At 53.8% G+C, this 13,284-nt stretch carries 11 protein-coding genes and 3 tRNA genes; 6 read left to right on the top strand and 8 right to left on the bottom strand.

The features are described from left to right. Nucleotides 1-73 precede the first annotated feature (73 nt). The 5 genes from AC0T7J_RS00750 (at nucleotide 74) to AC0T7J_RS00730 (ending at nucleotide 2,616) form a co-directional block, all read left to right on the top strand. A tRNA-Val gene (locus tag AC0T7J_RS00750) sits at nucleotides 74-150 on the top strand. A 3-nt stretch (nucleotides 151-153) separates the two neighbouring features. Beyond that, nucleotides 154-230: transfer RNA gene (locus tag AC0T7J_RS00745), tRNA-Val, on the top strand. Nucleotides 231-241: 11 nt separating this feature from the next. Beyond that, nucleotides 242-318 (top strand) — tRNA-Val (locus tag AC0T7J_RS00740). A 344-nt stretch (nucleotides 319-662) separates the two neighbouring features. Further along, on the top strand, nucleotides 663-2,075 hold the full coding sequence (gene pykF, locus AC0T7J_RS00735) for a pyruvate kinase PykF (protein ID WP_090961529.1): 1,413 nt from the start codon (nucleotides 663-665) through the stop codon (nucleotides 2,073-2,075). 304 nt (nucleotides 2,076-2,379) lie between these two features. Further along, complete coding sequence (locus tag AC0T7J_RS00730) at nucleotides 2,380-2,616, top strand: major outer membrane lipoprotein (RefSeq protein WP_003853216.1); 237 nt, start codon at nucleotides 2,380-2,382, stop codon at nucleotides 2,614-2,616. 80 nt (nucleotides 2,617-2,696) lie between these two features. Here the strand turns inward: AC0T7J_RS00730 and AC0T7J_RS00725 are convergent, their stop codons facing one another. From AC0T7J_RS00725 to sufA, 7 genes are read right to left on the bottom strand one after another with little or no spacing between them, the layout of a single operon-like run. Then, on the bottom strand, nucleotides 2,697-3,722 hold the full coding sequence (locus tag AC0T7J_RS00725; RefSeq protein ID WP_473791454.1) for a L,D-transpeptidase family protein: 1,026 nt from the start codon (nucleotides 3,720-3,722) through the stop codon (nucleotides 2,697-2,699). Between the two features lie 56 nt (nucleotides 3,723-3,778). Beyond that, a complete protein-coding gene (gene sufE, locus AC0T7J_RS00720; protein ID WP_473791453.1) occupies nucleotides 3,779-4,195 on the bottom strand; it encodes a cysteine desulfuration protein SufE in 417 nt (138 codons plus the stop codon). A gap of 21 nt (nucleotides 4,196-4,216) precedes the next feature. Further along, on the bottom strand, nucleotides 4,217-5,440 hold the full coding sequence (sufS, locus tag AC0T7J_RS00715; protein WP_473793148.1) for a cysteine desulfurase SufS: 1,224 nt from the start codon (nucleotides 5,438-5,440) through the stop codon (nucleotides 4,217-4,219). Further along, entirely contained in the window at nucleotides 5,440-6,720 is a 1,281-nt protein-coding gene (gene sufD, locus AC0T7J_RS00710) for a Fe-S cluster assembly protein SufD (protein WP_052271702.1), read from the bottom strand. The genes sufS and sufD overlap by 1 nt, the downstream gene beginning before the upstream one ends. Then, nucleotides 6,695-7,441 (bottom strand): Fe-S cluster assembly ATPase SufC, encoded by a 747-nt coding sequence (gene sufC, locus AC0T7J_RS00705; RefSeq protein ID WP_086905756.1) that lies wholly within the window; start codon nucleotides 7,439-7,441, stop codon nucleotides 6,695-6,697. Before sufC ends, sufD begins: the two co-directional genes overlap by 26 nt. A gap of 42 nt (nucleotides 7,442-7,483) precedes the next feature. After that, nucleotides 7,484-8,977, bottom strand: coding sequence for a Fe-S cluster assembly protein SufB (gene sufB / locus AC0T7J_RS00700; RefSeq protein ID WP_003853227.1), 1,494 nt, complete (start codon nucleotides 8,975-8,977; stop codon nucleotides 7,484-7,486). Nucleotides 8,978-8,985: 8 nt separating this feature from the next. Then, complete coding sequence (sufA, locus tag AC0T7J_RS00695; RefSeq protein ID WP_473791450.1) at nucleotides 8,986-9,360, bottom strand: Fe-S cluster assembly scaffold SufA; 375 nt, start codon at nucleotides 9,358-9,360, stop codon at nucleotides 8,986-8,988. A gap of 388 nt (nucleotides 9,361-9,748) precedes the next feature. Between sufA and AC0T7J_RS00690 the strand changes: the two genes are divergently transcribed. Continuing rightward, a complete protein-coding gene (locus AC0T7J_RS00690; RefSeq protein ID WP_473793147.1) occupies nucleotides 9,749-10,153 on the top strand; it encodes a hypothetical protein in 405 nt (134 codons plus the stop codon). A 33-nt stretch (nucleotides 10,154-10,186) separates the two neighbouring features. Here the strand turns inward: AC0T7J_RS00690 and ydiJ are convergent, their stop codons facing one another. Beyond that, entirely contained in the window at nucleotides 10,187-13,240 is a 3,054-nt protein-coding gene (ydiJ, locus tag AC0T7J_RS00685; protein ID WP_473791448.1) for a D-2-hydroxyglutarate dehydrogenase YdiJ, read from the bottom strand. Nucleotides 13,241-13,284 lie beyond the last annotated feature (44 nt).

The following is a 13,284-nucleotide window of genomic DNA, read 5'->3' as shown; positions in this document are numbered from 1 at the left end:
AAACTATTTTCCCCTTGCCAGCCTCACACGCTGCCGTTAATATTCGTCCCCGCTGTCGCCCTGACAGCATGTTGCGCTCTTAGCTCAGTTGGTTAGAGCACCACCTTGACATGGTGGGGGTCGATGGTTCGAGTCCATTAGAGCGCACCAAGTGCGTCCGTAGCTCAGTTGGTTAGAGCACCACCTTGACATGGTGGGGGTCGGTGGTTCGAGTCCACTCGGACGCACCAATATTCAGTATGCGCTCTTAGCTCAGTTGGTTAGAGCACCACCTTGACATGGTGGGGGTCGATGGTTCGAGTCCATTAGAGCGCACCACTTTCAGAATTCCTTCAGCTTGCGCAACTCCACTTTTATTGATCTGCATCGCTTCCCCCTTCTGCTTTTTGATTGGTTTTCGCATACTTAGCGTCTATACTGTCCCGCGTTGCTTACTTGAAAGGTTTCAGCGATCACGTGCTTACTGCGATAACTCAAATGATTTGCGCAACAACAGCGTGGTGGTTACCAACCGTAACCGCACAACTTCCCTGCACGCCTGGCCTTCGTCACCTATTCTTACTCAGTACTGCCCATTTCAGTCTCAATCAGAAATTTCACTTCGATGCGCTGCCATCGGATTCCGCCCTTATTCATCCATCACAACTTACAGAAAATCCGTCATGAAAAAGACTAAAATCGTTTGTACAATCGGCCCGAAAACCGAATCCGAAGAGATGCTGACTCAGCTGCTTGAAGCTGGCATGAATGTTATGCGTCTTAACTTCTCCCATGGCGACTACGCTGAGCATGGCCAACGCATCACCAACATGCGTGCCGTTATGCAAAAAACCGGCCGTCAGGCCGCTATCCTGCTGGATACCAAAGGCCCTGAAATCCGCACCATGAAACTGGAAGGCGGCAACGATGCGGCTCTGAAAGCGGGTCAGACCTTTACCTTTACTACAGACCAGAGCGTGATTGGCAACAGCGAGCGCGTTGCGGTGACCTACCCGGGTTTCACTGCTGACCTGAAAATTGGCAACACGGTGCTGGTCGATGATGGCCTGATTGGTATGGAAGTGACCGAAGTCACTGAAAATACCGTGGTGTGTAAAGTCCTGAACAATGGCGATTTGGGTGAAAACAAAGGCGTTAACCTGCCAGGCGTCTCTATCCAGCTGCCAGCACTGGCCGAAAAAGATAAGCGCGATCTGATCTTTGGTTGTGAGCAGGGCGTAGATTTTGTCGCCGCCTCTTTCATCCGTAAACGTTCAGATGTGCTGGAAATTCGCGAGCACCTGAAACAGAACGGCGGCGAGCATATCCAGATCATCTCCAAAATCGAAAACCAGGAAGGTCTGAACAACTTCGATGAAATCCTCGAAGCATCAGACGGCATCATGGTTGCACGTGGCGACCTGGGTGTTGAAATCCCGGTTGAAGAAGTAATCTTCGCGCAGAAGATGATGATCAAAAAATGTAATAAAGCACGCAAAGTGGTCATCACGGCCACCCAGATGCTCGATTCGATGATCAAGAACCCGCGCCCTACCCGCGCAGAAGCTGGTGACGTGGCGAACGCCATTCTTGACGGAACCGATGCTGTCATGCTGTCAGGTGAAAGCGCCAAAGGCCGTTATCCGCTGGAGTCGGTCACCATCATGGCGACTATCTGTGAGCGTACCGATCGCGTGATGAAGTCCCGCATCGACAGCCAGAGTGATAACCGCAAAATGCGTATCACAGAAGCTGTCTGCCGTGGTGCTGTAGAGACCGCTGAGAAGCTGGAAGCGCCACTGATCGTGGTTGCTACCGAAGGGGGTAAATCTGCTAAAGCCGTGCGTAAATACTTCCCGAATGCGACCATCCTGGCGCTGACCACCAATCCGACGACTGCCCGTCAGCTGATCCTGAGCAAAGGGATTGAGACGCGTCTGGTGACTGAGATCGCGTCAACCGACGATTTCTATCGTCTGGGCAAAGAAGCGGCGCTGGAAAGTGGCTACGGCCAGAAAGGCGATGTCGTAGTGCTGGTGTCAGGTGCGTTAGTACCAAGCGGAACTACCAACACCGCCTCTGTACACGTTCTGTAAAACTCTCTCTGACCATTATTTTGAAGCGCCTTTATCGGGCGCTTTTTTTTATTTCTACTTAAACCAAATGTCAAAAAATTCCAATCGAAAATAACTATTCAAATACTCTTAATATTAAGGTTAATCCGATTAAATCTCTCTGTTTTCGCTAAATTTTTTTATCATATTCTGTGATTCGCTGCTTCTTTGAGCGAACGATCAAATTTAAGCATCTTCTCATCAAAAATTTATTCTCAACTTAAAAAGCTTTGTGTAATACTTGTAACGCTACATGGAGATTAACTCAATCTAGAGGGTATAAATAATGAATCGTACTAAACTGGTACTGGGCGCGGTAGTTCTGGCTTCAACTATGCTGGCTGGTTGCTCAAGCAACGCTAAAATCGACCAGCTGTCTTCAGACGTTCAGACTCTGAACGCTAAAGTTGACCAGCTGAGCAACGACGTGAACGCAGTGCGTTCAGACGTTCAGGCTGCTAAAGATGACGCAGCACGCGCTAACCAGCGTCTGGACAACCAGGCTCACTCTTACCGTAAGTAAGAGTTCTGGTTTAAAAATGGCGCCTTTATGGCGCCATTTTTTTTGCTCCGAATTCAGTGCCCTCCAGGGCACTTATCCGGTCAGGGCTGAACCGCGTTACTCTCAGCCTGTGTCACCGGGCTATCAGCCCCCACAGAGGCACTCTGCAGCCCTGCAGGCGGCACGGTATCACTCTGCACCGGCTCCCCACTGCTGACCAGCACAGGCATGCCTGAGCGTCGTGTTAAGCTGGCTTTAATCAGCGCAGTATCACTCTTCTCACTTTTCATAAACTGCTTCACGCCGGTAGTGAGTGCAATCGGCATGGTCTGCGGATCGTCTTTGTCGTTGCGTGATAGCGGCTGATGCACTTCTACGTAGCGTTTCCCATCCGGCTCTAGAGCGTACTTCACCGGCTGATTGATGATCTGTACCCGTGTCCCTTTCGGAGCGGAATTAAACAGCGCTTCGATATCTTCTGAACGCAGACGGATACAGCCTGAACTGACGCGCATGCCGATGCCAAACTTCGCATTAGTGCCATGGATCAGATACTGGCCGGTGCCACGCGCCAGACGCATGGCAAACTGCCCCATCGGGTTATCCGGTCCGGCGGGGACCACACCAGGCAGCGTAATGCCCTCTTTGGCATAGCGTTTGCGGATGTTCGCCGTGGGCGTCCAGGTAGGATTAGGGATCTTCTGGCTGATCTGCGTCACCATCACTGGCGTTGCCGCACCCAGCTGGCCAATGCCGATGGGATAGACAATGACCTTATCCTCCCCTTTGGGATAGTAGTAGAGACGCAGCTCGGCCAGATTCACCACAATCCCTTCGCGCGGTGTATCGGGCAGGATCATCTGTAGTGGAACCGTCAGTTGCGTGCCCGCTTTGGGGAGCCAGGGATCGGTACCGGGATTCGCCTCCAGCATGCTCAGCAGTCCGACCTGGTAGCGCGCCGCAATCGCTTCCAGAGGTTGTTTATTGTCAGGAACCTGAGTCAGGACGTTTTCGCCAATCAGGCGACTGTCAGGTGGTGGCAGCGGATATTCGGTGGCGAACGCGGGTGCAGAGAGCCCAAAGCAGGTCAGCAGCAGTGCACCGGCTAAACGTAAAGCAGGTTTCATGCAATTTTCTCGTCAGATAAAAAAACAGACGCCGGCTGGCGTCTGTGGAGTGTAACTTAGCTGAGGTTCTGAGCGGTATGGCGAATAGACCGAATCATCGCCTCCAGCCCCTGCGACCGGGTGGGCGTCAGGTGCTGCATGAGTGCCAGTTCGCCAAACCAGTGGCGCACATCCAGCGCCAGAATTTCGGCGGGCGGCAGGTTCTGATAGAGGCTAAATACGATAGCAATCAGGCCTTTAACGATAGCAGCATCGCTGTCGCCTTCAAACGCAATAGAGCCATCCGCCTGCGGGGTCATTCTGATCCACACCTGACTCTGGCAACCTGAAATCACGTTCTCCGGCTGGTGTAAGGTTTCAGAAGATTCCGGAAGCTTTGAACCCAGCTCAATGATGTAGAGGTACTTCTCTTCCCAGTTGGCGCAACGGTTGAAGTTGCGAACCAGTTTCTCTTTTTCAGGCAAATTCGCCATCAGTGACTCCGTTAAAACTGTTCAGCCGCCCAGCAGACGATGAATGCGTGTCAAACCGGCAGCCAGACGATCCACTTCCTCTTCACTGTTGTAGAACGTGAAGGAGGCACGGCACATCGCCGGGACATTATAATGCTGCATCAGCGGCATCGCGCAGTGATGTCCGGTGCGGATGGCAATGCCATATTGATCCAGGAAGCTGCCGACGTCGTAGGCGTGGTGTTTACCCAGATTGAAGGCGATAACACCGGCACGTGATTGCGGGCCATAGATCTGAATGTCCGGCACGGTGCCCAGCTTATCGAGCGCGTAGTTCATCAGAGCCGTCTCGCGCTGATGAATCGTATCCAGTCCCAGAGCCTGCACATAAGCCATCGCCGCACCAAAACCGATAATGCCGCCGGTATTCGGCGTACCCGCTTCAAAGCGCCATGGCGCACTGTTCCAGGTGGTGCCAGTGGGCAGCATGACGCGATCGATCATTGAGCCGCCCCCTTCCCAGGGTGGCATCTGATCCAGCAGCGCCTTGCGACCGTAGAGAATACCTACGCCGTTCGGACCATAAAGTTTATGGCTGGAGAAGACGTAGAAGTCACAGCCGATATCCTGCACATTAACCTTGTCGTGCATCACCGCCTGCGCACCATCCACCAGCGTGATGACACCCGCGGCTTTTGCCTGAGCAACGATCGCTTTAACCGGGTTAACCGTGCCGAGCACGTTTGAAACATGCGTCACCGCCAGCAAGCGCGTACGGCTGTCGATCAGCCCCGCCAGTTGCTCCAGCGCCAGTTCACCATTGTCATTTAATGGCAGGACACGCACTTCTGCGCTGGTGCGCTGGGCCAGCATCTGCCAGGGAACGATATTGGCGTGATGCTCCATCTCAGTGATGATCAGGTTATCGCCAGCCTGGAGGTTACTGCTGCCCCAGGTGTTTGCCACCAGATTGATGCCTTCGGTGGTGCCCTTGACGAAAACAATCTCTTCCTGAGACCCAGCATTGATAAAACGGGCAGCCTGATCGCGCACGTTCTCCATGTCGCTGGTCGCCTGCTGGCTCAGCGTATGGATGCCACGATGCACGGCCGCATAGCCGTGCTGATAGAAATGACTCTCGGCGTTAATTACCGAGAGTGGACGCTGTGCGCTGGCTGCACTGTCCAGATAGGCCAGCGGATGACCGTTGACCTCACGCTTCAGGATAGGAAAATCAGCCCTGATGCGTTCGAGATCGAAGTTCATCATATGTCGCCTCCGGGAAAACGTTGCGCGATACGCTGCAGCACGGCCTGACGCATCACCTCATTTTCCAGTGTTTCGGTCAGTTCTGCGGCAAACGCATGAATAATCATGGTCTGCGCAGCATCCTGCTCAATACCGCGCGAACGCAGGTAGAACATCTGCTCATCATCAATACGACCGATGGTGGCACCGTGGCTGCACTTGACGTCATCCGCATAAATTTCCAGCTGCGGTTTAGTATCGACTTCTGAGAGCTTGCCCAGCAACAGGTTGTTGTTGGTCATCTGCCCATCGGTCTTCAGCGCATGCTGTGCCACTTTAATGTGGCCGTTAAACACCGCACGACCTTTGTCGCGCACGATGGTTTTATGCATCTGGCGGCTGACGCAGTGGCCCTTGTTGTGCTCCAGGTAAGTACGGGTATCCGCTACTTCCTGTTTCACCGGCAGCACCAGGCTGTTGATCGCCAGCGTGGTATTTTCGCCGTTCAGCTGGGTACTGGTGTTATGACGCGACAGCCCGGCACCCAGCAGGAAGCTGGTGCTGCTGACCTGGCCATCGTTACCAATGACCAGATCGTTATGCGCAAAGTGATAGCTGGCGCTGCTTTCAAAGGCCAGCTTCGTGTGTGTCAGTTTTGCATTGTCACCTACCGCAAAGGTAAAGCGCGTGCCGGTGAAATGGGCGCGCTCATCCAGTGAAACGTAGTGCTCAATCACTTCCGCTTCGGCACTCTCTTCCAGCTGCAGGTGATGACGATAGTGAACCGTGTTCATACCCGTCTGCTGACCGCTGGTGATATGCAGCAGATAGACCGGACGCGCAGCCGATTTACCGCGTGCCAGACGCAGGGTTGTCACCTCTTCTGCCAGACTCTCAGTCAGATGCAGGAAGACTTCAGGCTGAACCGCAGCAGGTAGCGGACGGCGCTCGGCGGCCACGCTGTGCTGAACCTCAAACAGTTCGCAGTCGCGACTGCTGAAGGCTGGCTGGAACTGACCGTCAACATAGACCAGACGGATCGCATCCAGCGGCAGCGCCAGTGCATCAACCTGTTCAGCGCTCAGGGTCTGCGGCGCGTCAGGCAGTACAAACTGTTGGGACAGTAAGGTGTCCAGCGGCGTGTACTTCCAGTTTTCGTGCTTGCGGGTTGGCAGGCCAACCCGCATCAGTTGCTGCCAGTGCTGCTGTGCCTGCAGCGAACGCACGTCGCCACGCGACTCAAACAGATGGTGCCACTGTTGCAGCGCAGAATCACTCTTCGTCGGTAAGCCAGCCATAACCTTGCTCCTCCAGCTGTTTCACCAGCGAGAAGTCGCCAGATTTCACGATTTTGCCCTGATACAGAACATGTACGAAGTCTGGCTTGATGTAATCCAGAATACGCTGGTAGTGGGTCACAATGATAAAGGCACGCTTCTCGTCGCGCAGGCTGTTTACACCATTTGCAACGATCTTCAGCGCATCGATATCCAGACCTGAGTCGGTCTCATCCAGGATGCAGAGCTCCGGCTCCAGCGCCGCCATCTGCAGAATGTCGTTACGCTTCTTCTCACCGCCAGAGAAGCCGACGTTGACTGAGCGGGTCAGCAGATCTTCCGGCATCTTCAGCAGCTGAATTTTCTCTTCAATGAAGTCCTGGAAATCGAAGCGATCCAGTTCTTCCTGCTGACGATATTTGCGTACCGCATTGACCGAGGTCTGTAAAAAGAACTGATTACTGACACCCGGAATTTCTACCGGATACTGGAATGCCATAAAGATGCCTTCACCGGCGCGCTCTTCAGGGGCCAGTTCCAGCAGATCTTTACCTTTGAAGCTGACCGAACCGCCGGTTACTTCATAATCTTCACGACCTGCCAGCGTCGCTGACAGGGTACTTTTACCTGAGCCGTTCGGGCCCATGATGGCATGCACTTCGCCGGGTTTAATTTCGAGATTCAGGCCACGCAGAATGGCTTTATCTTCAACACTGACCTGCAAATCTTTAATGCTTAACATACTTATTCCTTCACATTGCTTCCGGCAACGCGTGTGACGGCATCAGCCCACACTGTGCTCAAGGCTGATGGCTAACAATTTCTGGGCTTCCACAGCAAATTCCAGTGGCAGCTCCGAGAAGACGTCTTTACAGAAGCCGTTCACGATCATCGAGATGGCGTCTTCTTCACTGATACCGCGTTGCAGACAGTAGAACATCTGATCTTCGCCGATACGTGAGGTCGTGGCTTCATGCTCCAGCTGAGCGGTATTGTTACGGGTCTCCACATACGGGAAAGTATGTGCACCGCAATCAGGACCGATCAGCATCGAGTCACACTGCGTAAAGTTACGGGCATTGGTTGCGGTTGGCATAATTTTCACCAGCCCGCGATAAGTGTTCTGACTCTTACCGGCCGAGATCCCCTTAGAGATAATGGTCGATTTGGTGTTTTTACCAATATGGATCATCTTGGTGCCGGTATCGGCCTGCTGACGACCGCTGGTCAGTGCCACTGAGTAGAATTCACCCACCGAGTAGTCCCCGCGCAGAATGCAACTCGGGTATTTCCAGGTGATAGCTGAACCGGTTTCAGACTGTGTCCAGGACATCTTGCTGTGGTCGCCTTCACACAGCGCGCGCTTGGTCACGAAGTTCAGGATACCCCCCTCACCTTCGCCGCCTGGGAACCAGTTCTGAACGGTCGAATATTTCACTTCGGCATTTTTGTGGATGATGACTTCCACCACGGCCGCGTGCAGCTGGTAGGTGTCACGCACTGGCGCTGAACAGCCTTCGATGTAGCTGACGTAGCTGTCTTCATCGGCAATCAGGATGGTGCGTTCGAACTGACCGGTTTTCGCTGCGTTGATGCGGAAATAGGTCGACAACTCCATCGGGCAACGCACCCCTTTCGGAATGTAAACGAAGGTGCCGTCAGAGGCGACGGCCGAATTCAGCGCTGCAAAGAAGTTATCGTTCGCCGGAACAACCGTGCCGAGATACTGCTTCACCAGCTCCGGATGCTCCTGGATCGCTTCGCCAAAGGAACAGAAGATAATCCCCTGCTCCGCCAGCTTGCCACGATAGGTGGTCGCTACCGAAACGGAGTCAAAAATGGCGTCAACGGCCACTTCGCGGCCTTCACGCACCGGGACACCCAGCTGATTAAAGGCGTTTTCCACTTCCTGCGTCAGATAATCGCTGGCCGGCGCGCTGCCTGAAGCCTGCATTGCGCCAGGTTCTGACGCGCAGCTGTCATCACAGTTGCCGCAGGAAGGCGCGGAGTAGTAGCTGTAATCCTGGTAGTCGAGTTTTTCGTAGTGCGCTTTCAGCCAGTGTGGCTCTTCCATTTCAAGCCAGGCACGAAACGCTTTAAGACGAAACTCCAGCATCCACTCTGGCTCGTTGCGCTTGGCCGAGATCGCCCGTACCACATCTTCATTGATGCCGTTGGCAAATTCTTCGGTCTGCAGTTGGGTAAAGAAGCCCTCTTTGTAGTTGAGCTTGCCTTCCCAGATTTGTACATCGTCAGATGTTTCGCTGTGTCGTGACATATTTTCGCTTACTCGACGCCAAAGCTCTCACCGCACCCGCAGGCGTGCTGAGCTTTAGGGTTATTGAATTTAAAAATCTGATTCAGGCCTTCGCGAACGTAATCCAGCTCGGTGCCATCAACGAATGGCATCGCCTGAAGTGGCACAAACAGCGTTGCGCCGTGGAATGAGAACTGTAAATCATCTTCAATGGGCTCTTTCACCAGATCCATGACGTAACCAAAACCGGCGCAGCCGGATTGTTTAACGCCGAGCCGCAGACCCTTGACATAAGGGTCCTGAGCCGCCAGATTGAGAATTTGTTGCGCTGCGGTTTCAGTCAGCGTCAGCCCTTTCCAGACAAAATCGTCTGGTGAGAAAGAGTCTGTATTAACGGATGCCATGTTGATACCTCTTGAGTCCGGACCTTTTCAGGCTATCCCCCTATGGTAGTGATCTGACCAATCACTTCAACCTCTTGTTTTGCAGGGATAATCATCTAGTGCTGTTTTATCTGCTTATTTATTAAGCATAGCTGCTTCAGCTCACCCTGCAGGGTAAGAATCAGCATCAATAAGCCAGTCATAACCTATTAATAAATCACTCTATTTCAAATAACCATTTTTGATAAAAATGCTTATTGATAGGTTACGCCTTTCTTCGATGTAAACAGATTGTTATTTCCGATTATACCGACAGGCAGGATAAATCGATAAATTTTTCTGCCCGCCAATTGCAATCCCGCCATGGATGAATATGATAATTATTATCATTCACATTCAGGGCGACGCGATGACCCTTTCTGTTTCAGCCTGGCTGCAGCACAAAATCGATGAATACCAGTTTTCGGTGCGTGATATCACCGTCGACTTTTATATGGCGCAGGCAAAACTCGATCGGGCCGACTGCACGATTCATCAGTTACGTCAGTTTAACGATGCCTGTCAGGATATGGCAGAAGTCTGCCAGTTGAATGGTGACGACCAGAGTTATCTGCATGCCATGGGTAAACTGCATCACCGACTGGTGCAGGAGATGGGAAACAACGATCGCGATCGCCTGTTTCGCCTTCAGGCTTATCAACTGGCGCGATTGTCCCTGACCCGCCTTTGTCATCAACTGGCAATGGTCGGGGAATGGAACAAAGCCACCGCATTACAAAGTGACTTTGTGCGTCACGCAGGCTGGATATTCTAATCCAGCCAGGGCGTGACGTCGCGCACAATTTTTTTACATTAGCTCTAACAATGCCTGAAGCGGATGGCGCATTCCGTTGCCCTCCACACGCTTGACCTGACTGCGGCACGAATAGCCGGTAGCCAGGCAGCGCTGACGTGGCAGGCGCTGAAGCTGCGGATGCCAGGAGAGCGCATAGATCCCCAGCGAGTTTTCGAGATTCTTACTTTCGTGGCCGTAGGTACCTGCCATACCGCAGCAGCCGACATTAATGTTTTCAAGCTTTGCGCCAAAGCGGGAAAAGATCCCCTGCCACTGATTCGGGGTGGAGGGTAGCGCGGTCACCTCTGTGCAGTGTGCAAACAGATACCAGGATTCTCCGCCCGTGGCCTGCACGTCACGTTCAGCCAGTGCAAGCTCTAACCATTCGTGTACCATCAATACGTTAAAGTCGCCGCGTGATTCGCCAAGGGTCTGACGATACTCATCGCGATAGCAGAGCACCGTGGCAGGATCGACACCGACCATGGGCAACCCCAGTTTTGCCACCCGATTAAGAAAATCGGCGGTGCGGGCTGCCGTGCGGGCGAACCTTTGCAGGAAACCTTTCACATGTTGCGCTTTACCATTTGGCGAGAATGGCAGGAGCACTGGCCGATAGCCCAGTTTCTCAATCAGCCTGACAAAATCGTTAACCAGTTGCGCCTCATAGAAACTGGTAAAGGGATCCTGCACCACCAGCACACAGTTTGCGCGTTCAGCGGCTGACAGACCTTCGAGCTGCTCCAGCGTCATGTTCATTGCGGGATGACCACTGAGCTGCTGTTTCAGATTTGGAGCCGAAAGCAGCGGCAGATCGACCATACCAATATGCGTTTTACTTAACTCTTTCAGCCAGGGCTGACGCAGGAAGAAGTTAAACACTTTCGGTGCTTTCGCCATCAGCGGCGCATAGCCCTCCACTGCTGCCACCAGGTGATCGCTGACCGGACGCAGATAACGGGTGTGATAGAGCTGTAAGAAGCGCGAGCGGAAAGCGGGAACGTCAATTTTAATCGGACACTGGGTTGAGCAGGCTTTACAGGCCAGACAGCCCGACATCGCCTCTTTCACCTCGTGCGAGAAGTCATACTCCCCTTTGCTGGCGTGCCAGCTATTGCGGGTACGGGCAATGAGGGCGCGTAGCGACAGGCGATTTTCAGGCAGCTGCTTTTCCAGGGTTAACGGATCGACGCCCTGCCCGGCCAGCAGCCGCAACCACTCCCGCGTCAGCGTCGCCCGCCCTTTGGGCGAGTGAATGCGGTTGCGGGTGATTTTCATGGAGGGACACATCGGGCTGCGGGCATCAAAGTTAAAACATAACCCGTTGCCGTTACATTCCATCGCGCCACGCCATTCATCCCGGACCGTTAACGGGATCTGACGATCATAGGTTCCGCGCTTCACCGCATCGACCTGCATCATTTCATCATTACTGTTGAATGGCGTACAGATCTTGCCCGGATTCAGGCGATTGAGCGGATCAAAGGCCGCTTTGATGCGGCGCAATTCGTTAAACAGCGTCTCACCGAAGAATGCCGGACTGTACTGGGCACGGAACCCTTTGCCATGTTCACCCCACAGCAGGCCACCGTAGCGCGCTGTCAGCGCCACGACTTCGTCGGAGATCTGTTTCATCATCATCTCCTGCTGCGGATCGCACATATCCAGCGCCGGACGCACATGCAGTACGCCTGCATCAACGTGACCAAACATGCCGTAGCTCAGCCCGTGGCTGTCGAGCAGCGCGCGAAACTCGACGATGTAGTCCGCCAGTTTTTCCGGTGGGACCGCGGTATCTTCCACAAAGGGAATCGGTTTAGCCCGGCCTTTGGCATTGCCCAACAGACCCACCGCTTTTTTACGCATGTTATAGATGCGCTCAATACCCTCCAGGTCGTTACAGAACTGATAGCCAATCACGCCGCCCTGCTGCTGCGCCATCAGTGCGTCAAGGCGGCCACAAAGCTGTTCAATCTGCTGATCGATCAGCGCGGCGTTGTCACCGGCAAACTCAACAATATTCAGACCCAGCATCTCTTTGTCGGGTACATCGGCGATCAATTCGCGCACTGAGTGCCAGACAATATCTTCACGCGCCAGGTTCAGCACCTTAGAGTCAACGGTCTCTACTGAGAGTGCCTGCGCTTCCACCATAAACGGCGCATTGCGCAGAGCGGAGTCAAAGGAGTCATATTTGATATTCACCAGTCGGCGCACTTTAGGCAGCGGCGTGATATCAAGCCGGGCTTCAGTGACGAAGGCCAGCGTTCCCTCTGCGCCACACAGCAGGCGCGTCAGGTCAAAGGTTTGCATATCGTCGCTGAACACATGCCGCAGGTCATACCCGGTCAGGAACCGATTCAGCTTGGGAAACTTTTCCAGAATCAACGCCCGATGTTCGCGGCAGCGCGTCAGCACCTGCTGATAGAGTCGGCCTTCAGGCGTGGCCGTCTGCGCCAGAGTTTCAGCCAGCGCGGTCGCCATGGGCCGCGTGTCGAGGATATCGCCGCCCAGCAGCACGGCGCGCAGGCCCAGCACATGGTCCGAGGTTTTGCCATAGACCAGCGATCCCTGCCCGGACGCATCGGTGTTAATCATGCCGCCCAGCGTGGCACGGTTACTGGTTGATAACTCCGGCGAGAAGAAAAAGCCGAATGGCTTCAGCCAGGCGTTGAGCTGATCTTTAATCACCCCCGCTTCAACCCGCACCCAGCCCTCATCCGTATTGATCTCCAGGATGCGGTTCATGTAGCGCGACATGTCCACCACAATTCCCTGATTCAGCGACTGACCGTTAGTGCCGGTGCCGCCGCCGCGCGGCGTAAATACCAGACTGGCAAAACGCGCCTCTCCGGCCACGCGTGCGAGCAGTGCAACATCCGCCGTCGAGCGTGGAAAGAGCGCCGCGTCGGGCAGCAATTGATAGATGCTGTTATCGGTGGAGAGTGAGAGACGGTCGGCATAGCTGGTTGCCATGTCACCGGTAAAACCCTGCTCTTTCAACGACTCAAGGAACGTCAGCACCAGTTGAACGAGGCCCGGTGCCTGCGAAATCTGTGGGATCATGATTGTCTGACCGAAGGTGTTGTAAACGTTTGCGTTTATACGTG

The sequence above is a fragment of the Pantoea sp. E956-1 genome, from assembly GCF_982223955.1.
This window is presented reverse-complemented; position numbering and strand designations above follow the sequence as displayed.

Excerpts from the sequence above, each read along its gene's own strand:
- sufS (WP_473793148.1), bottom strand. The coding sequence starts at position 5,440 with ATGAACTTCGATCTCGAACGCATCAGGGCTGATTTTCCTATCCTGAAG.
- pykF (WP_090961529.1), top strand. The coding sequence starts at position 663 with ATGAAAAAGACTAAAATCGTTTGTACAATCGGCCCGAAAACCGAATCC.
- sufD (WP_052271702.1), bottom strand. The coding sequence starts at position 6,720 with ATGGCTGGCTTACCGACGAAGAGTGATTCTGCGCTGCAACAGTGGCAC.
- AC0T7J_RS00690 (WP_473793147.1), top strand. The coding sequence starts at position 9,749 with ATGACCCTTTCTGTTTCAGCCTGGCTGCAGCACAAAATCGATGAATAC.
- sufC (WP_086905756.1), bottom strand. The coding sequence starts at position 7,441 with ATGTTAAGCATTAAAGATTTGCAGGTCAGTGTTGAAGATAAAGCCATT.
- sufE (WP_473791453.1), bottom strand. The coding sequence starts at position 4,195 with ATGGCGAATTTGCCTGAAAAAGAGAAACTGGTTCGCAACTTCAACCGT.
- sufB (WP_003853227.1), bottom strand. The coding sequence starts at position 8,977 with ATGTCACGACACAGCGAAACATCTGACGATGTACAAATCTGGGAAGGC.
- AC0T7J_RS00725 (WP_473791454.1), bottom strand. The coding sequence starts at position 3,722 with ATGAAACCTGCTTTACGTTTAGCCGGTGCACTGCTGCTGACCTGCTTT.
- ydiJ (WP_473791448.1), bottom strand. The coding sequence starts at position 13,240 with ATGATCCCACAGATTTCGCAGGCACCGGGCCTCGTTCAACTGGTGCTG.
- AC0T7J_RS00730 (WP_003853216.1), top strand. The coding sequence starts at position 2,380 with ATGAATCGTACTAAACTGGTACTGGGCGCGGTAGTTCTGGCTTCAACT.
- sufA (WP_473791450.1), bottom strand. The coding sequence starts at position 9,360 with ATGGCATCCGTTAATACAGACTCTTTCTCACCAGACGATTTTGTCTGG.